The organism is Cupriavidus sp. HMR-1, assembly GCF_000319775.1.
Taxonomy (GTDB): domain Bacteria; phylum Pseudomonadota; class Gammaproteobacteria; order Burkholderiales; family Burkholderiaceae; genus Cupriavidus; species Cupriavidus metallidurans.
Map to the genome: position 1 here is coordinate 14,645 of NZ_ANKP01000098.1, position 17,572 is coordinate 32,216.

Consider the following 17,572-nt stretch of genomic DNA (forward strand, 5'->3'; position numbering starts at 1 on the left):
GCGCCAGAGCGCCAACGCTTCAAACCCCTCAGACCCTGCCGCTCCAATACCCCGGCTTTGCAAACGCCTGTTTCAAGTGCTCGATGAAGAAGCGGATCTTGGCCGGCACCGGCCGCTGCTGCGGGTACACCGCGAGGATGTCGTAATCCGGCAGCGCGTACTCGTCGAGTACCGTGATCAACTCCCCACTTTCCAGTTGCGGCAGGATCTCCCATGTCGAACGCCAGCCCAGTCCCAGGCTCTCACCAGTCCAGCGATGCAATAGCTCGCCGTCGTTGCAGTCGAGATTGCCGTTCACGCGCACCGTCACGGTCTTACCGTTTTGCTGGAAGTACCAGCCACGCTGCTGCCCGCCTTGCAGGTTGAACGCGAGGCAGTTGTGCTTCTCCAGATCCTCGAGCGTGTGCGGCACGCCGTGCCTGGCGAAGTACGCGGGCGTGCCACATACCACGCGCTTGTTGGTCGCCAGCTTGATCGCCACGAAGTTCGGGTCGATCGCGCCCCCGATGCGGATGCCGACGTCATAGCCCTCGCGCACCAGATCCACCACGCGGTCAGTCAGGTTGAATGAAATCTGCACCTCGGGATTGGCGGCGAGAAAGGCCGGCGCGTGCGGCGCCACGTGCTTGCGCCCGAATGCGGCCGGTGCCGACACGATCAGGTGACCGGTGGCCTTGTGCTTGCCTTCGGCAATCAGCATTTCGGCGCGGTCCAGGTCGGCCAGCGCCTTCTTGCACTGCTCCATGAACGCGGCGCCCTGCTCGGTCACCACAATGCGGCGCGTGGAGCGATGCAGTAGCTTGACGCCGATGCGTGCCTCCAGCGCGTTGATGCGCCGGCCGATCATGACCGGCGTGACGTTCTGCGTCAGCGCGGCGGCGGCCATGCTGCCGTGTTCCACCACGGCGATGAATGCTTCGATCTGTTTGAGTTTGTCCATGCCAGCCCAGCTAAATGTCTCCTGCCGGCACATTGTGAGGCATCGGAGCCATATCGCGCATCCCCGGGGCGCTATGACGCCCATCCGGCCCACCGATCGTCTTGCCCCGGAAGCCCGGCACTGGACGACCGCTACGGCTGACGCTGGCGGTTCACGGCCTCGTTGATTTCCGCCGCTTCACCCAGCACGTGGGCCAGCCGGCGCAGCGGGGCGCTGCATTGCAACTGGGCGAACAGCGCCAGGGCGCATCCAGCCACCAACACTGCGCCATAGATCGCCACGAGCGCCGGGACGCGGCCGGGTGCCATGACCGCCACACCGTCGGCCAGGATCACCGCGGCGGGCCCGATGGCCAGGACCAGCGCCATGGTGCGGGCGCTGGCGTCCCAGAGCCGTGCCTGCAGCACCACGCGACGCTGGCGGGCGCGGAGCTGGAGCGCCGGAATGCGGCCAAGGCGTAGCAGCAGCGCGTTCTCGACCTCGCTTTGGGTATCGAGCCGGCGCGTCAGCCAGCGAAGCGGATGCTGCAACGCAGCACGGCGATCGAGCAGCCTGATCACCCATGCGCCGACGTAGAACACCCCGCAAACGGCCAGCAGCACGTGAAAAGCCTGCGGAAGCCACGCCGGCGGCACCTGCGCAAGCACCCGGTGCCACCACACCAGCGCGCCGCCGGCGACCAGCATCGGTACCAGCGCCAGGACAAAGCCGGCCCACAACACCGTGGCCAGACGGCTCTCGGCGGCCGGTCCGGCCTGCGGAGAGGCCTGGAGCGCTTCAATCAATTCGTAGGTGGTCGGCAGCCGCGAGTACATGACAGAGCAAGGGCGATTCCAAACCTGTCATTTTGGCCCGATGGCGGCGCGACCGAAAGCCCGCGACGCCACCAGATTGCGCCGAACCCCTCTCCATGGGGGATCCGGCGAAGGGTTCGAGCACATACTGCATCGCTCACATTCGACGTTCGATGCTGCGGCATTGCTAACCGTACGTATCGAATCAACTGATCTCCCTTCTGTTTATCCACAGGCCGGTGCGGGCATAGCATCAGACCCAGAACAAATCCCACCCATTGTTTTGAATCGTATTGGAGACAGACATGCCGAAGATGAGAGCAGTCGACGCGGCCATCGCCGTACTGGAAAAGGAAGGCATCACCACCGCGTTCGGCGTGCCCGGCGCTGCCATCAACCCGTTCTACTCGGCCATGCGCCGCGCTGGCTCGATCCGCCACCTGCTGGCGCGCCACGTGGAAGGCGCCTCGCACATGGCCGAGGGCTACACCCGTGCCGAGCCGGGCAACATCGGCCTCTGCATCGGCACGTCGGGCCCCGCCGGCACGGACATGATCACGGGCCTGTACTCGGCCTGGGCGGATTCGATCCCCATTCTCTGCATCACCGGCCAGGCGCCGCGCGCCCGTCTGTACAAGGAAGATTTCCAGGCCGTCGATATCGAGTCGATCGCCAAGCCTGTGACCAAGTGGGCCGTGACCGTGCGTGAGCCGGCGCTGGTGCCGCAGGTGTTCCAGCAGGCGTTCCACCTGATGCGTTCGGGCCGCCCGGGTCCGGTGCTGATCGACCTGCCGTTCGACGTGCAGGTGGCCGAGATCGAATTCGATCCCGAAACGTATCAACCGCTGCAACCGTACAAGCCGGCCGCCTCGCGCGCCCAGATCGAGAAGGCCATCTCGATGCTGAACCAGGCCGAGCGTCCGCTGATCGTCTGCGGCGGCGGCGTGATCAACGCCAACGCGTCGGAACTGCTGGTCGAGTTCGCCGAGCTGGTCAATGTGCCCGTGGTGCCCACGCTAATGGGCTGGGGCGTGCTGGCCGACGACCACCCGCTGCAAGCCGGCATGGTGGGCCTGCAGACCTCGCACCGTTACGGCAACGCCACGCTGCTCGCCTCGGATTTCGTGATGGGCATCGGCAACCGCTGGGCCAACCGCCACACCGGCAGCGTCGACGTCTACACCAAGGGCCGCAAGTTCGTGCACGTCGACATCGAGCCCACGCAGATCGGTCGCGTGTTCGGTCCTGACCTCGGCATCGTCTCGGATGCCAAGGCCGCGCTGGAGCAGTTCGTCGAAGTGGCCCGCGAAATGAAGATGGCCGGCCGCCTGCCGTGCCGCAAGGCGTGGGTGGCCGACGTGCAGAAGCGCCGCCGCACGATGAAGCGCAAGAGCGACTTCGACAACGTGCCGGTCAAGCCGCAGCGCGTGTACCGCGAGATGAACCAGTACTTCCCGCGCGACGTGCGCTACGTGACGACGATCGGCCTGTCGCAGATCGCCGCCGCGCAGTTCCTGTCCGTGAACCAGCCGCGCCACTGGATCAACTGCGGCCAGGCAGGCCCGCTGGGCTGGACCATTCCCGCCGCCATCGGCGTGAAGACCGCCTCGCCGAACTCGGACATCGTGGCCATCTCGGGTGACTACGACTTCCAGTTCATGATCGAGGAACTGGCCGTGGCCGCGCAGTTCAAGGTGCCGTACATCCACGTGGTGGTGAACAACTCGTACCTGGGCCTGATCCGTCAGGCGCAGCGCAACTTCGAGATGGACTACTGCGTGCAGCTCGCGTTCGACAACATCAACGCGCCCGAGCTGGAAGGCTATGGCGTGGACCACGTGAAGGTCGTGGAAGGTCTCGGCTGCAAGGCAATCCGCGTGTTCAAGCCCGAAGACATCGCACCGGCCTTTGCCGAAGCGCGCGACCTGATGGCCGAGTTTTCGGTGCCGGTAGTGGTCGAGGTGATCCTCGAGCGCGTCACCAATATCGCGATGGGTACCGAGATCGACAACATCAACGAGTTCGAGCCGATCGAGGACCTCGAGGATGCCGTGGACGCCGATTCGGCGATCCTGGTCGAAGAGACCACCGCCTGAGTACCGAGTACCGCTTCCCCGTAGTACGCCACCCTGCCCCGCTCCACCGGGGTGGGTGTGGCGGTTTTTCCCAGACACCGAGAGAGACAAACAATGCCAAAGCTCGCAGCAAACCTGACGATGCTGTTTAACGAAGTCGGCTTCCTGGACCGCTTCGAGGCCGCCGCCCGCGCCGGATTCCGTGGCGTGGAGTTCCTGTTTCCGTACGCGTTTCACGCCGACCAGATCGCCGATCGCCTGAACCGCTTCCAGCTCGACCTCGTGCTGCACAACCTTCCCGCCGGCAAGTGGGAAGCAGGTGAGCGCGGCATCGCCTGCCACCCGGACCGCGTGGGCGAATTCCAGGACGGCGTGGGCGAGGCCATCAAGTACGCCAAGGTACTGGGCGTGCGCCAGTTGAACTGCCTGGTCGGCATCCTGCCGCAGAACGTGAAGCGCGAACAGGCGCAGGAAACGCTGGTGGAAAACCTGCGTTTCGCGGCCAATGCGCTGGCGCAGGAACATATCGATCTGCTGGTCGAACCGATCAACACGTTCGACATCCCCGGCTTCTTCCTGTCGCGCACGCAGCAGGCGATCGACCTGATTGGTCAGGTCAACGCGCCCAACCTCTACGTGCAGTACGACATCTATCACATGCAGCGCATGGAGGGCGAGATCGCCAACACGATCCGCGCCAACCTGCCGAAGATCAAGCACGTGCAGCTTGCCGACAACCCCGGCCGCAACGAGCCCGGCACCGGCGAGATCAATTACCAGTACCTGTTCCGCTTCCTCGACGAGATCGGCTACCAGGGCTGGATCGGCTGCGAATACAAGCCGAAGACGACCACCGAAGCCGGCCTGGGCTGGCGCGCGGCGCACGGCGTTTGAGCCGGCGTTCCGCTGAAATCCGAATCGAATTCTTTCTACTGACTGGAGACAAACATGGCAAACCAACGCAACGTCGGCTTTATCGGCCTGGGCATCATGGGCGCGCCGATGGCGGGTCACCTGCGCGCCGCCGGCCACACGCTGTTCGTGCATGACGTGAACCCGGCACCGCAGTTCCTGGTGGACGCTGGCGTCACCGTCTGCACCAGCGCCGAGGAAGTGGCCAAGCGTGCCGACATCGTGATCGTGATGGTGCCGGACACCCCGCACGTCGAAGCCGTGCTGTTCGGCGAAAAGGGTGTTGCCGCCGCCTTCAAGGCAGCCGGCAAGGAAGCCAGCTACAGCAAGATCGTCGTGGACATGAGCTCGATCTCGCCGATCGCCACGAAGGACTTCGCCGCGCGCATCAACAAGCTCGGCGCCTCGTACCTTGACGCACCGGTGTCGGGTGGTGAAGTGGGCGCCAAGGCCGCAACGCTGACGATCATGGTCGGTGGCCCGGCTGAAGCGTTCGACCAGGTCAAGCCGCTGTTCGAACTGATGGGCAAGAACATCACGCTGGTGGGCGGCAACGGCGACGGCCAAACCACCAAGGTGGCCAACCAGATCATCGTGGCGCTGAACATCCAGGCCGTGTCCGAAGCGCTGCTGTTCGCGTCGAAGGCTGGTGCCGATCCGGCAAAGGTGCGTCAGGCGCTGATGGGTGGCTTCGCGGCTTCGCGCATCCTGGAAGTGCACGGCGAGCGCATGGTCAAGCGCACCTTCGATCCGGGCTTCCGTATCGAACTGCACCAGAAGGATCTGAACCTGGCGCTGCAAGGCGCCAAGGCGCTGGGCGTATCGCTGCCGAACACGTCGACCGCGCAAGAGCTGTTCAACGCGTGCGCCGCGAACGGCTTCGGCAAGCTCGATCACTCGGCACTGTGCCGCGCGATCGAAATCATGTCGAACCACGAGATCGCCAAGGGCGGGAAGTAAGCCCTCCCGCGGCCGCCCTGCCTGACGGCGGGCGGCCGCGTTGATTGTTGTCCTTGTTTTTCTGCTTGCGTTTCATTTCAGGACCCACATGTTTGCCACCGACGCCACCGCCGCCCTGCTGTCGCCGCAGCGCCAGGCCGGCACGCCCGACTATCGCGACGCTTCTCAAGCCCGCGCGCTGCTGCGCGATCTGTTCGATACGGCCGTCTCGGCCGTGAGCGCGACGCATTGCCTGCCGCCGCATTTGCCACAACCGCCAAAGGGACGCACCGTTGTGATCGGCGCGGGCAAGGCCGCCGCCGCGATGGCGCAGGCAGTAGAGGCGAACTGGAAGGGCGAACTGTCGGGGCTGGTGGTCACGCGCTATGGCCATGGCGCCGATTGCCAGCGCATCGAAGTCGTCGAGGCCGCGCACCCGGTGCCTGACGCCGCGGGCCAGCAGGCCGCGCAGCGCATGGTGGAACTGGTGCAGGGACTGACCGCCGACGACCTCGTGCTGTGCCTGATCTCCGGTGGCGGCTCCGCCCTGCTCGCGGCACCCGCGCCGGGCATCACGCTGGCGGACAAGCAGGCCGTGAACAAGGCGCTGCTGCGCAGCGGCGCGAGCATCGGCGAGATGAACTGCGTGCGCAAGCACCTGTCCGCCCTCAAGGGTGGCCGCCTGGCTCTGGCCTGCGCACCCGCGCGTGTGGAAACGCTGCTGATTTCCGATATTCCGGGCGATGACCCCACCCTGATCGCCAGCGGCCCGACGCTGCCGGACGCCACCACTTGCGCGGATGCGCTCGCGGTCATCGCCAAGTACCACATCGATGTGCCCGCCAACGTGCACGCGCATCTGGAGAGCGGCGCGGGTGAAACGCCGAAGCCCGGCGACGTCCGTTTCGAAGGTCATCGCAACGTGACGCTGGCCAGCGCCCAACAGTCGCTCGAAGCTGCCGCCGCGCGCGCACGCGAACTCGGCCTGACGGCGCACATCCTGTCCGACAGCATCGAAGGCGAAGCGCGCGACGTGGCCGAAGTCCACGCGGCGATCGCACGCCAGATCGTCGCGCATGGCCAGCCGTTCGAGAAACCGTGCGTAATCCTGTCCGGCGGCGAGACGACGGTGACGGTGCGAGGCAATGGCCGTGGCGGTCGCAATGCCGAGTTCCTGCTGTCGCTGGCGGTATCGCTCGACGGCCTGCCCGGTGTGCACGCGATCGCTTGCGACACGGATGGCATCGACGGCTCCGAAGACAATGCAGGCGCACTGCTTGGCCCCGATTCGCTGACGCGCGCCGTGGCACGCGGCCTGTCTGCCCGCGCGCATCTGGACAACAACGACGGGTATGGATTCTTTGCCGGCATCGACGACCTGATCGTCACCGGCCCGACCCGTACCAACGTGAACGATTTTCGCGCGATCCTGATCATCTGATCGCGCCCTGCAAGGAACGAGGAAGAGAGGAGACACTCATGAGACGCCAGCGCAAAGCCAAGATCGTGGCCACACTGGGCCCGGCCAGCACGGACATCGCGGTCATCCGCCAACTGTTCGATGCCGGGGCCGACGTGTTCCGGCTGAACTTCAGCCACGGCACGCACGAGGACCACCGCGCGCGCTACGACGCCGTGCGCCAGGTGGAAGCCGAGACCGGCCGTCCGATCGCGATCCTGGCCGACCTGCAGGGCCCGAAACTGCGCATTGGCACGTTCGCGGCCGGCAAGGTGGCCGTGAGCGCCGGCGACACGTTCGTCCTCGACAGCGACCCGACGCCGGGCGATGCGAAGCGCGTCTACCTGCCCCACCCCGAACTGTTCAAGGCCGCCAACGCGGGCCAGTCGCTGCTGATCGACGACGGCAAGGTACGCTTGAACATCGAATCGGTGGCCAGCGGCAGCATCACCACGCGCGTGGCCAACAACGGCACGCTGTCCGACCGCAAGGGCGTGAACGTGCCCGACGCGGTGATCCCGATCCCCGCGCTGACCGAAAAGGATCGCAAGGATCTGGCCTTCGCACTGGAACTTGGCGCCGACTGGATCGCGCTGTCGTTCGTGCAGCGCCCATCGGACATCCTCGAAGCGCGCGAACTGATCGGCACGCGTGCTGGCGTGCTGTCGAAGATCGAGAAGCCGGCCGCATTGCAGCAGCTAGAGGAAATCGTACGGGTGTCGGATGCAGTGATGGTCGCGCGTGGTGACCTCGGCGTGGAACTGCCGCCCGAGCGCGTGCCAGGTGTGCAGAAGCGCATCCTGCGTATCTGCCGCCAGCTCGGCAAGCCGATCGTGATCGCCACGCAGATGCTCGAGTCGATGATCGACTCGCCAGTGCCGACGCGCGCCGAAGCGTCAGACGTGGCGAGTGCGATCTATGACGGCGCTGATGCGGTGATGCTGTCGGCCGAATCGGCCAATGGCCGTCATCCGGTGGCCGCTGTCTCGATCATGAATCGCATCATCACCGAGGTCGAGAACGATCCGCTCTACCGCAACATGATCGACGCCCAGCACGAGGCACCGCTCTCCACGCGCCAGGACGCAATCTGCGCGGCGCTGCGCGAGGTCACGCAGATCATCGGCGCGAAGGCCACGGTGACGTACACGTCGTCCGGCGCCACCGCGCTGCGCGCGGCACGTGAGCGGCCATGCGCGCCGATCGTCAGCATCACGCCGAACCTGGAGATCGCGCGTCGGCTGGCCATCACCTGGGGCGTGCATTCGACTGTCAGCCCGGACGTGCAGAGCGTCGACGAAATGGTCGAGGCCGCCGCGCGCGCCGCGCTGGTGGAAGGCTATGCCGCACCGGGCGACCAGATCACCATCGCGGCCGGGATGCCATTTGGCCAGGGCGGCACGACCAACCTGCTGCGCGTGGCAGAGGTGGGGACGGAAGTGGCCGGGCTGGACATCGGCAAGGTGCCGGCTGCCGAGGCGGTTTGATGCGCTGAATCGCTCCCCCATCCCGCTTCCGTCACGTGGGAAAGGGGTCGGGGGAGCAGGCTGGCGATGCACATTGCCGGCTACGCAGGATTTCCCTTTGGCTACCAGGCTGACCCCCTGCTCGCCGGCCGCCCACGCCCTTATCAGCCCGCTTGTCGCCTGGTGCGCGGGCGGCTTCCCTTTTTCGAGGTAACGAATTCTGAACGGTGCGCTGGGCGTCAGGTGCCGTTGCTATACTCCACCGGCATCGGGCAGCCGAAGCACGGCTGCCGCCACACATGACCCGACGGAGCCCCCATGCGTCTCGATGACGAAGCCGAAAGCCAGAACGTAGAAGATCGCCGCGGCGGTGGCTACGGCGGAGGCGGAGGGTTCGGACTGCCGATCGGCGGCAAGTCGATCGGTATCGGCACGATCGTCATTGCGCTGGCCGCTTCATATTTCTTCGGCATCGACCCCTCGCTGATTTTCCAGGGCGCATCGGTCGTCCAGAACCAGCAGCAACAGGCACCGCAGTCCCAGGCACATCGCCCGCCCGCCAACGACCAGCTGACGGTTTTCACCCGCAAGGTGCTCGGCAATACCGAGCGCACGTGGGAACACATCTTCGAAACCGACCTGAACCGCCGTTACGCGCCACCGAAACTGGTGCTGTTCTCCGGCGCCACGCAAACCGCCTGCGGTACTGGCCAGTCCGCCATGGGGCCGTTCTATTGCCCGGGTGACCAGAAGGTCTATATCGACCTGTCCTTCTATGACGAACTGCGTCAGCGCTTCGGCGCCGGTGGTGATTTCGCGCAGGCATATGTGATCGCGCACGAGATCGGCCACCATGTGCAGAACCTGCTCGGCGTCTCGGAAAAGGTGGATGCGGCACGTCGCCGCATGAGCGAGGCGCAGGCCAACCAATTGTCGGTACGCATGGAATTGCAGGCCGATTGTCTGGCAGGCGTGTGGGCTGCCAACGCGCAGAAGCTGAACCAGCAGTTGCTGGAACCGGGCGATATCGAGCAAGGCCTGAAGGCTGCCGCCGCAATCGGCGACGACCGGCTGCAGCGTCAGGCACAGGGCTACGTGGTGCCTGAAGCCTTCACGCATGGCACGAGCGAGCAGCGTGTGCGCTGGCTGCGTCAGGGACTGACGACCGGCGATATCCGCAAGTGCGACACATTTGCCGCGCGGCAACTCTAGATCACTTCGGGAAGAACGACAGACACTGCCGAGGGGGAAAAATCACCTGCGCGACGGAGAGAGATGGAGGAGGTCGGTCGCGCAGGTGGGAGAGAAACTTTTGAACTGGCGACCACCGGAGTGGCCGCCACGGTCCATAAGGACCGGATGCGTCAGACGCTGTAGCCGTAGAGCTCGCCGCCGTTGCGCGAGTTGTCGAGCGACGAAGCGGAGATCTCGCCGCTGAATGCGTGGGCGCCTTCGCTGAAGCTATCGAACTTGCCCTGGCGGGTGCCTTCGCTATACGGGTCGAACTTGCTGGCGCGTTGTCCGTCGGTATAGAAGTCGTACTTGCCGATCTTCGCGCCGTCGGAATACACATCGAACTTGCCCACTCGGGCGGCGTCCGCATAGACATCGAATTTGCCGGCCTTCTTGGTGGCGGCGGGAGCGGCTATCGCGGCCGAGGCGGCAAATGCAGCCAGCACGAGTGCGCCGCCAAGGATACGTTTGGCGTTCATCTGGGACTCCTTCAACTGATTCACAACTTTCTTATGGATACAGCTGACTTCTGCCCGGATACGCCATCTCTGTGGCGATCGAGCACGGACTGAAGGTTAGTGGCTCAACGAACCAGGAGAAATAGCGCTGCGACGAATGGTGCGTTGCACGCCGTGAAACGCTGAAGATCTGGATGAACGGAAGGGATTGCCTGACCGAACGGTGCATACCGTTCGGTACTGCCAGGCGGCGCGGCTACCCGCGCGCGCCGCTTCGGGCGCACGGTGGGTAGCTGGCTGGGGGAAGGATCAAAGCGTGAACTGGCCGCTGGCCTCGGGCTGGAACGCAATCTCCACGATGGTCACGCGTTGCGCGCGGCCGTCGGGCAGGCGGTAGTCGACCGTGTCCCCGGAGCGGGCACCCAGCAGTGCCTGGCCAATCGGCGACAGCACCGATAACCGGCCAGTGGCCAGATCGGCATCGTCCGGGTACACCAGGGTCCAGTCACGCGGCTTGGCCTCGCCTTCGAGCGCACAAACCACACGTGAATTCATCGTCACGACGTCCTTCGGGATCGCGTCGGGCGACACAATGGCCGCGCGCTCCAGTAGTGCATCCAGCATCTCGTCGAGTTCGGCGGTGCCGGCACGGCTGGCAATTCCCTCGAGGCGGGCGACGTCGAGTTCGGTCAGATAAAGGGTTGCCGGGCGCGATGGCGCGGCGGTCGTGTTCTTGGTCTTGGCCATGGCAATGCCTCTCACGGAAGTGAAATCCAGAATCGATTGGCCGGCGCAACTTCACGCGCGCCGGACGGACACAGCTTGGTAATGCAGCGAATGCAGCAACTAAATCGGCAGCAGATCACACGGCAACTGGCGAGGCCTGGTGCTACGCGTGAAAGCGGGGGTACGTGCTGGCTCGGGCCCGGTTCGGCGCCGGGCCTTCTGCTGGTTCAGGAAGGGGATCGGTTAGGCCGGGAACCGGGCTGGATCAAGCGGGGCGTTGATCCAGCGGCTGGCGTCGATGGGCGCCGGCATCACGCGCGCGCGCGCCGGTCGCTGGAAGCGAACCATGACGGAGACGGCGAGCAGTAGATGACGGGACATCGTTGGGAAATCTCTGAGTTACAGGTAAGTCACCGAAGCGACCAGCGGCCATCGTAGCACAGCCAGCGGGCAACGGTCCGAATCGAAGCGTGGGGGCGGAATGCCCCAGTTTCGGCTTGCCGCCCGCCTTGTAGCGAGATGTTGCGAGATCGGCGTGACGATGCCGTCCCGCTGCATCCCTAGTGTCGTGGGTGGCACTCGCAGGCCGCGCCCTCGGCTGCCTGCTGCAGGTTCTGCAGGATGCCGCACTCGCTGGCCGGATGCGGATTTGGGTTCTCGCAGGTATGGCGCAGCGTGCGCAACTGACCTTCCAGCGCTTCCAGCGAAACACGCTGGGCGTGGATCTGCTCGATCTGGCGGTCCAACAGCGTATTGATGTCGTCGCACGCGAGTGACGGATTGCGCTGGAAGTCGCGCAGCTTGCGCACGTCGGCCAGGCTCATGCCCAGCGAGCGGCAGTGGCGCACGAAATTGAGCTGGACGAGGTGCCCGTCGCCGTAGCGGCGATAGCCGTTGTCCTCGCGCTGCGGTGCGTCCAGCAGCCCTTCACGTTCGTAATAGCGGATGGTCTCGATGTCGCAGCCACTGTGGCGGGACAGTTCGCCGATACGCATGGTGAGTGCCTCCTCGATGCCAGATCCCTGTAGTAATTACAGGGTTACCGCTGAAGTGTAGCCCAATCAGGCGGAACCTGCAGAGGCGGGGCCACGCGCCGCATCGCGCACATGCCATTGCGCCGGCGCCAGTTCGGCCACGATGGCTTCGATGCCCCGGTAGGGCTGCGCCGCACCGCACATAAAGATATCCACAGCCGCGAAACCATATTCCGGCCAGGTATGGATGCTGATGTGTGACTCCTTGAGCAGCAGCACGCCCGTGACACCGAGGCCGGGGCCGAAATGCTGGAACCGCGCGTCCACCGGCGTGGCGCCAGACACCCGGGCGGCATCGTAAAGCACGCGCTCGATCAGCACGGCATCGGTGAGCCGCTCGGCGGTCACGCCCTGCATGTCGAGCAGCAGGTGGCGGCCAAGAACCGGTGGGCAGGCAAGCGTCGGGGCATTCATGGTGATCGTCTCACCGGACTATTTGTGCCCGGCGCCCGAAGACCAGCCGCCGCCCGAACCGCCGTATCCGCCGGAGCCACTCCAGCCGCGAGCCGACGACGATCCACCGGACGTACTGCCCGCCGACCCCAGCGTGTAGAACGTGACGCCGAACAGCACGATCAATCCGTAGACAAGAAACAAAAAGCGCACAGCTCAGTCCCCTCCCCCGATATGCCCCGAAAACGCCTGCACGGTCCAGATCGGCAGCCAGAGCAGCAGCGTGCCCAGCAGAAGCCCGGCCATGCCGGCACCGCCGAAGAACGAGATCGGCAGGTTCAGCAGCCACATCGCGATAGCGATGCCCCACGCGACCTTGCGGCAGTACGCGAGGTCGCCGGTGGCCGGCGCGGCGGGACGCTTGCGCTCGGGCAGCGCCTTCGCCGCGGCGGCCAGCGCCTTGTTGCCCTTGAACCATTGCGCGACCTGGGTGCGCGACACCGTGGTGGACTGCGTCCAGACGATCTCGGTGTCGCTCGTCTCGCTCGTCTCGCGCGTCAGTCGCCGCGCCGGCGGGCCGAACTCGGTCAGTTGCGTGGTATCGCCGGCCTGCACGCGCCAGTTGAACGTGCCCGCCGCATAGAGCACGCGGCTGACGTATTCGAACCCCTTGCGGTACTCGTTGCCGGCCAGCACGGCCACGCTCGACGACGCCATCGTGCCGGGCCAGACATCCAGCACGCGCACGCGGTCCCAGCCAGCGTCCTGCTCCACGAGCCACAGAAAGCCGGCCGTCTCGTTGAACAGCAGGTACTCCATCCAGGTCGAGGTCTCGTCCTCGTCATCATCGGTGCACTGAAGCAGGCCGAGCACGGTGTATGGCTTGCCGTCGATCGTGCCGACCTCGCCCGGCGTCAGGCTGGTCTGCAGTGCCTCGATCTCGGCGTGCTTCTCCAACACGATGGCTGTCGACGTCGTGCAATCGACTTCGCTATGGCAGCTTGGGCAAATGATGAAATTCGCCACGCCGGCGCGATAGGCGATCGGGCTGCCGCAGTTTGGGCAAGCCAGCGGAATCGCCTTGCCACGATAGCGGTCGGCGGTGCGGTCAATCTCGTCTGCGCTGCGCAGAAGCTGGCACTTGAGCTGGTCGAGCTCGACCATCTGGCCCGTGTAGACCGCAGGCGGGTAACCATCGGCGTAGTCGAGCGTCAGGAAGTTGCCCGCGTTGCGGAAGTCCGCGACCTGAGCGGTCCAGCCCGTGCCGACCTGGAACGGCAACTCGCCCTGCCCACCGGTGCAGCGCGCGGTGCGCACATCACCGGCTTCGTAACGATACTTGTTGAAGAACAGCGGCTCGCCGGGCTTCAGGCCTTCGAACTTCGGCAGCTTGCCGACCGACGCCCTCGCGGCGTCTTCGTCAGAGACCCTGCGCGTGAACATGTACTGGCCCGACGCATCGCCGAGCCAGCCGTCCGTGCCGTCATCGAACAGCACATACCATTCGCTCCACAGACCGGCGTCGTACCGCAACTGGATGCGGCCGACCAGCGTGAAGCCCTGCCCCTTGCCGTCATTCGGCCAGATGCCGCTGGTGCCGATCTGCAACGGCGAGTAGTCCTCGAGCACCGCCGACATCTTGCCGATGTCGCGTACCTGGTCGGCCTCGCGCAGCAAGGTGCTGTGGCAGTACTCGCAGACCGCCATGACCGCGGCGGACGACCGAAAGCGGACCTCCGCGCCGCAGCCCGGACAGTTGACCGTTTGCATGGAGCGGAATCAGCCGACGAGTTTCTTGAGAATTTCCGCCTTGGCCGTATCGAACTCCGCCTGCGAGATCAGGCTCTTGTCGAGCAGCTCCTTGAGCTTCTGCAGCCGCACCGCCGGATCTTCGGCGGCGGGCGTTGCAGGAGTGACGGGCGCTGCGGCCGGTACACCCGCCACGCCGCCCACGAGTCCGCCAGCCATCGCCTGCCCCATGACCGCCCCGGCGGCCAGACCCGCGCCGAGCCCGGCGACACCGCCCTCGTTCTGCGCGGCAAGCGGGATCGAGCTGGCCACCTGGTACTGCGTGTACTTGGCCATGTCGCCCATCATTCCCATCGAGATGCGGGTGTCGATGGCCTTCTGCAGTTCCTCCGGCAGGGAGACATTGGTGACCGCGAAGTTGTCGAGCGCCACGCCATAACGCTCGAACTCGGGCGCGAGCTTTTCGTGGATCGTCTGCGACATCAGCGTCTGGTTCGCCGCCATGTCCAGGAACGGCACCGACGACGCGCCAAGCGTGTTCGTCATCGTGGCGATCAGCAGGTTGCGCAGCTGCTCTTCCACTTCGTCGCGCGTGTACTCGGCGCGCGTGCCGCTGATCTCGGTGTAGAACTTCTGCGGATCGCTGACCTTGTACGAATACAGACCGAACGCGCGCAGCCGCACCATGCCGAAATCCGCATCGCGGATCGTGATCGGCTGCGCCGTGCCCCACTTGCGGCCAATCTGCAGGCGGGTGCTGAAGAAGTAGACGTCCGACTTGAACGGTGACTCGAACAGCTTGTCCCAGTTCTTCAGGTACGTCAGCACCGGCAGCGTCTGGGTGGTCAGCTTGTACATGCCCGGGCCGAACACGTCAGCGATCTTGCCTTCGTTGACGAAGACCGCCATCTGGGATTCACGCACGGTCAGGCTGCCACCGTACTGGATTTCCATGTCTTCCATCGGATAGCGCCACGCCAGCACGCCGTCCGTGTCCTCCGTCCACTGGAGGATGTCGATAAACTGCTTTCTGATGAACGACCCGATGCTCATGTCAGCTCCTTCTTCCCAAGGAATGATTCACGTCCTGGCCTCAGGACAGGCACGCGGCATTGAGCACGCCGACCGAGACCGACATCGTGCCCATCAGCCCGCCCATGGCCATATTGTTAGATTCGATGGCCGCATCCATATCCGGCAATGCGCGCGCCAGCGCCGCGTAGACCACTGCCTGCACCACCATCGCCACCAGCGACCACACCAGGAACATCAGAAAGGTGTCGTTGTGCTGGAGACTCGACGACAGCGTGAGGCAGAAACCGAGCGTGCTGCCGCCCAGCGAGAGCGCGGCAGCCACATTGCCCTGGCGGATCAGCGCGAACTCGTTGAAGGGCGTGATCCTGGTGTAGACTCCGACGAACACGACCAGCAGCACAAGGCTGGCCAGCAGATGCTCGGCGTAGGCGTAGATGGGTAGCATGGTTCGGGTACGCGGCCTGTCAATGAAGTTGTGGAAATACCGGTCCTGCGCGATGCGCTTGCCGTGCGGCGATGCCAGCGGCAAACTACGCGGCAAAGTATAGCCGCAGTCCTATTCCTTCCAATATCAATTTGTGAAACGCCGGAACGCCAGCCGCGCTCCGGGCGATCTCCTGTTGCTCACCTGTTGCGACCGCCGCCCCATGCGCGACCGTACCCTAGTCCTTTCGGTGTTGATCGTAGCCTCCTGCGGGCTTGGCTACGAATTGATTGCCGGCGCCCTGTCGAGCTATCTGCTCGGCGATTCGATCCTCCAGTTCTCATCGATCATTGGCTGCTACCTGTTTGCGATGGGTGTCGGCTCGTGGTTCTCGCGCTACGTGAAGGACGAGGACGTCCTGACCCGGTTCATCGACATCGAGATCCTGGTCGGCCTGCTCGGTGGCATCTCGGCGGCGCTGCTGTTCGTGGTATTCGCCTGGCTCTCCGCGCCATTCCGCACCGCGCTGTATGCGCTGGTGTTCGTGATCGGGATGCTGGTGGGCATGGAGATTCCGCTGGTCATGCGCATCCTCAATGCGCGGCGTGCCCAGTTCAGCGATCTGGTGAGCCGCGTGCTCACGTTCGACTATCTCGGCGCGCTGGCAGTGTCTCTGGTATTCCCGCTGGTGCTCGCGCCACGGCTTGGGCTGTCGCGCACGGGATTCCTGTTCGGCATGCTCAACGTCGCGGTGGCGCTGTTCACACTGCGTATCTTCCGCGACGAGGTGTCGCGCACGACGTTGCGCACGCTGCGCGCGGGCATGGTGCTGGCGGTGCTGACAGTCGGCTTCGCCGGTTCGAACCATCTGACGCACTGGGCCGAACGCGGCCTGTTCGGCGACGAGATCATCCATAGCGAAACCACCCCGTACCAGCGGCTGGTCATCACGCGCTGGAAGGACGATCTCCGCCTGTACATCAACGGCAACCTGCAGTTTTCCTCGCGCGACGAACACCGCTATCACGAGGCATTAGTGCACCCGGTTCTGCAGGCGCTGCCGTGGGCGCGTCGTGTGCTGGTGATCGGTGGCGGCGACGGGCTGGCGCTCCGCGAGATTCTCAAGTACGGCAATATCGAGCACGTCACGCTGGTCGATCTGGACCCGGCGATGACCACGCTATTCTCGCGCAGCGAGCCGCTGCGGGCACTGAACCACGGCTCGCTGACCGACCAGCGCGTGACAGTGGTCAACGCCGATGCTGCGCAATGGCTGGAGCAGAACCAGGACAGCTTCGACGCAATCATCGTCGACCTGCCGGACCCGTCCAACTTCGGGCTCGGCAAGCTGTATTCGGTGCCGATGTACCGGCTGATGTCGCGCCATCTGGCCGAGAAGGGCTACGCGGTGGTGCAGTCGACATCGCCCTACTACGCACCGCGCTCGTTCTGGGACATCGACGCCACGCTGCGTGAAGCCGGGCTGCATACGTGGCCGTACCATACCTACGTGCCGTCGTTCGGCGAGTGGGGCTACATCCTGGCCGGCAAGCGCAACGACTACACGCCGCCGACGCGCTACGACGTGCCGATGAAGTTTCTCGACGGGGATACGACTGCGCTGATGTTCCGCTTTCCCGCCGACATGGCGCCGCGCCAGGGCGAGCCGAACCGGCTCAATGAACAAACTCTCGTGCACGACTTCGAGCGTGACTGGCGCAATGTCATCCGCTAAGTCATCCGCCAAGTCATCCGCAAGTTCGCTTGCCGGAGTGGCTGCTCCAGGACGCCGATGGACCGCCGCCGCTTCCTGATTGCCGCCGCGGGTACCGCGCTGGCCGGTTGCAGCCGCATCGGCGACGAAGCCGACAGCTTTCTGCGCGGCCTGGGCCTGCGCGAACCCACGCCGGTGGTCCTGCGCCCCGGCATGGCGGA

At 65.0% G+C, this 17,572-nt stretch carries 18 protein-coding genes; 7 read left to right on the plus strand and 11 right to left on the minus strand.

Going from position 1 to position 17,572, the window contains the following annotated elements:
* Positions 1-28: 28 nt before the first annotated feature.
* Entirely contained in the window at positions 29-940 is a 912-nt protein-coding gene (locus tag D769_RS14205) for a LysR family transcriptional regulator (protein ID WP_008646147.1), read from the minus strand.
* A gap of 131 nt (positions 941-1,071) precedes the next feature.
* Positions 1,072-1,755, minus strand: coding sequence for a hypothetical protein (locus tag D769_RS14210; RefSeq protein ID WP_008646148.1), 684 nt, complete (start codon positions 1,753-1,755; stop codon positions 1,072-1,074).
* A gap of 284 nt (positions 1,756-2,039) precedes the next feature.
* Between D769_RS14210 and gcl the strand changes: the two genes are divergently transcribed.
* The 6 genes from gcl to D769_RS14240 all read left to right on the plus strand — a co-directional run bounded on the left by gcl (position 2,040) and on the right by D769_RS14240 (position 9,797).
* A complete protein-coding gene (gene gcl / locus D769_RS14215; RefSeq protein WP_008646149.1) occupies positions 2,040-3,830 on the plus strand; it encodes a glyoxylate carboligase in 1,791 nt (596 codons plus the stop codon).
* Between the two features lie 93 nt (positions 3,831-3,923).
* The gene (hyi, locus tag D769_RS14220; RefSeq protein WP_008646150.1) at positions 3,924-4,703 is read left to right on the plus strand and encodes a hydroxypyruvate isomerase; all 780 of its coding nucleotides are present in this window, start codon (positions 3,924-3,926) and stop codon (positions 4,701-4,703) included.
* Between the two features lie 54 nt (positions 4,704-4,757).
* Positions 4,758-5,681 (plus strand): 2-hydroxy-3-oxopropionate reductase, encoded by a 924-nt coding sequence (gene glxR, locus D769_RS14225; RefSeq protein ID WP_008646151.1) that lies wholly within the window; start codon positions 4,758-4,760, stop codon positions 5,679-5,681.
* An 88-nt stretch (positions 5,682-5,769) separates the two neighbouring features.
* Positions 5,770-7,101 carry a glycerate kinase gene (locus D769_RS14230; protein WP_008646152.1) on the plus strand — a complete coding sequence of 444 codons (1,332 nt, stop codon included), beginning with the start codon at positions 5,770-5,772 and terminating at the stop codon, positions 7,099-7,101.
* A 38-nt stretch (positions 7,102-7,139) separates the two neighbouring features.
* Positions 7,140-8,606, plus strand: coding sequence for a pyruvate kinase (pyk, locus tag D769_RS14235; protein ID WP_008646154.1), 1,467 nt, complete (start codon positions 7,140-7,142; stop codon positions 8,604-8,606).
* Positions 8,607-8,903: 297 nt separating this feature from the next.
* On the plus strand, positions 8,904-9,797 hold the full coding sequence (locus D769_RS14240; protein WP_008646156.1) for a neutral zinc metallopeptidase: 894 nt from the start codon (positions 8,904-8,906) through the stop codon (positions 9,795-9,797).
* A gap of 152 nt (positions 9,798-9,949) precedes the next feature.
* Here D769_RS14240 and D769_RS14245 read toward each other — a convergent pair whose 3' ends face one another.
* The 9 genes from D769_RS14245 to D769_RS14275 all read right to left on the minus strand — a co-directional run bounded on the left by D769_RS14245 (position 9,950) and on the right by D769_RS14275 (position 15,658).
* On the minus strand, positions 9,950-10,297 hold the full coding sequence (locus D769_RS14245) for a hypothetical protein (RefSeq protein WP_008646158.1): 348 nt from the start codon (positions 10,295-10,297) through the stop codon (positions 9,950-9,952).
* 288 nt (positions 10,298-10,585) lie between these two features.
* Entirely contained in the window at positions 10,586-11,023 is a 438-nt protein-coding gene (gene rnk, locus D769_RS14250; RefSeq protein WP_008646159.1) for a nucleoside diphosphate kinase regulator, read from the minus strand.
* 222 nt (positions 11,024-11,245) lie between these two features.
* Positions 11,246-11,383, minus strand: coding sequence for a hypothetical protein (locus tag D769_RS32315; protein ID WP_008646160.1), 138 nt, complete (start codon positions 11,381-11,383; stop codon positions 11,246-11,248).
* Between the two features lie 179 nt (positions 11,384-11,562).
* A complete protein-coding gene (locus D769_RS14255; RefSeq protein WP_008646161.1) occupies positions 11,563-11,997 on the minus strand; it encodes a Cd(II)/Pb(II)-responsive transcriptional regulator in 435 nt (144 codons plus the stop codon).
* 66 nt (positions 11,998-12,063) lie between these two features.
* On the minus strand, positions 12,064-12,450 hold the full coding sequence (speD, locus tag D769_RS14260) for an adenosylmethionine decarboxylase (protein ID WP_008646162.1): 387 nt from the start codon (positions 12,448-12,450) through the stop codon (positions 12,064-12,066).
* 18 nt (positions 12,451-12,468) lie between these two features.
* A complete protein-coding gene (locus D769_RS32320) occupies positions 12,469-12,642 on the minus strand; it encodes a hypothetical protein (RefSeq protein ID WP_017513169.1) in 174 nt (57 codons plus the stop codon).
* A gap of 3 nt (positions 12,643-12,645) precedes the next feature.
* A complete protein-coding gene (locus D769_RS14265; RefSeq protein ID WP_008646164.1) occupies positions 12,646-14,199 on the minus strand; it encodes a DUF4178 domain-containing protein in 1,554 nt (517 codons plus the stop codon).
* Positions 14,200-14,208: 9 nt separating this feature from the next.
* Complete coding sequence (locus D769_RS14270; RefSeq protein ID WP_008646165.1) at positions 14,209-15,231, minus strand: SPFH domain-containing protein; 1,023 nt, start codon at positions 15,229-15,231, stop codon at positions 14,209-14,211.
* Positions 15,232-15,271: 40 nt separating this feature from the next.
* Positions 15,272-15,658: a DUF350 domain-containing protein gene (locus D769_RS14275; protein WP_035884425.1), complete on the minus strand. Its 387-nt coding sequence runs from the start codon at positions 15,656-15,658 to the stop codon at positions 15,272-15,274.
* Between the two features lie 202 nt (positions 15,659-15,860).
* Between D769_RS14275 and D769_RS14280 the strand changes: the two genes are divergently transcribed.
* Positions 15,861-17,372: a polyamine aminopropyltransferase gene (locus D769_RS14280; protein ID WP_008646167.1), complete on the plus strand. Its 1,512-nt coding sequence runs from the start codon at positions 15,861-15,863 to the stop codon at positions 17,370-17,372.
* The last annotated feature ends 200 nt before the right edge of the window (positions 17,373-17,572 follow it).

What these genes read in the sequence shown, in the direction of transcription:
- D769_RS14280 (WP_008646167.1), top strand. Translation starts at nt 15,861, where the DNA reads ATGCGCGACCGTACCCTAGTCCTTTCGGTGTTGATCGTAGCCTCCTGC.
- D769_RS14210 (WP_008646148.1), bottom strand. Translation starts at nt 1,755, where the DNA reads ATGTACTCGCGGCTGCCGACCACCTACGAATTGATTGAAGCGCTCCAG.
- hyi (WP_008646150.1), top strand. Translation starts at nt 3,924, where the DNA reads ATGCCAAAGCTCGCAGCAAACCTGACGATGCTGTTTAACGAAGTCGGC.
- rnk (WP_008646159.1), bottom strand. Translation starts at nt 11,023, where the DNA reads ATGGCCAAGACCAAGAACACGACCGCCGCGCCATCGCGCCCGGCAACC.
- D769_RS14230 (WP_008646152.1), top strand. Translation starts at nt 5,770, where the DNA reads ATGTTTGCCACCGACGCCACCGCCGCCCTGCTGTCGCCGCAGCGCCAG.
- D769_RS14240 (WP_008646156.1), top strand. Translation starts at nt 8,904, where the DNA reads ATGCGTCTCGATGACGAAGCCGAAAGCCAGAACGTAGAAGATCGCCGC.
- D769_RS32315 (WP_008646160.1), bottom strand. Translation starts at nt 11,383, where the DNA reads ATGTCCCGTCATCTACTGCTCGCCGTCTCCGTCATGGTTCGCTTCCAG.
- pyk (WP_008646154.1), top strand. Translation starts at nt 7,140, where the DNA reads ATGAGACGCCAGCGCAAAGCCAAGATCGTGGCCACACTGGGCCCGGCC.
- gcl (WP_008646149.1), top strand. Translation starts at nt 2,040, where the DNA reads ATGCCGAAGATGAGAGCAGTCGACGCGGCCATCGCCGTACTGGAAAAG.
- glxR (WP_008646151.1), top strand. Translation starts at nt 4,758, where the DNA reads ATGGCAAACCAACGCAACGTCGGCTTTATCGGCCTGGGCATCATGGGC.
- D769_RS14270 (WP_008646165.1), bottom strand. Translation starts at nt 15,231, where the DNA reads ATGAGCATCGGGTCGTTCATCAGAAAGCAGTTTATCGACATCCTCCAG.
- speD (WP_008646162.1), bottom strand. Translation starts at nt 12,450, where the DNA reads ATGAATGCCCCGACGCTTGCCTGCCCACCGGTTCTTGGCCGCCACCTG.
- D769_RS14255 (WP_008646161.1), bottom strand. Translation starts at nt 11,997, where the DNA reads ATGCGTATCGGCGAACTGTCCCGCCACAGTGGCTGCGACATCGAGACC.
- D769_RS14265 (WP_008646164.1), bottom strand. Translation starts at nt 14,199, where the DNA reads ATGCAAACGGTCAACTGTCCGGGCTGCGGCGCGGAGGTCCGCTTTCGG.
- D769_RS14275 (WP_035884425.1), bottom strand. Translation starts at nt 15,658, where the DNA reads ATGCTACCCATCTACGCCTACGCCGAGCATCTGCTGGCCAGCCTTGTG.
- D769_RS14245 (WP_008646158.1), bottom strand. Translation starts at nt 10,297, where the DNA reads ATGAACGCCAAACGTATCCTTGGCGGCGCACTCGTGCTGGCTGCATTT.
- D769_RS14205 (WP_008646147.1), bottom strand. Translation starts at nt 940, where the DNA reads ATGGACAAACTCAAACAGATCGAAGCATTCATCGCCGTGGTGGAACAC.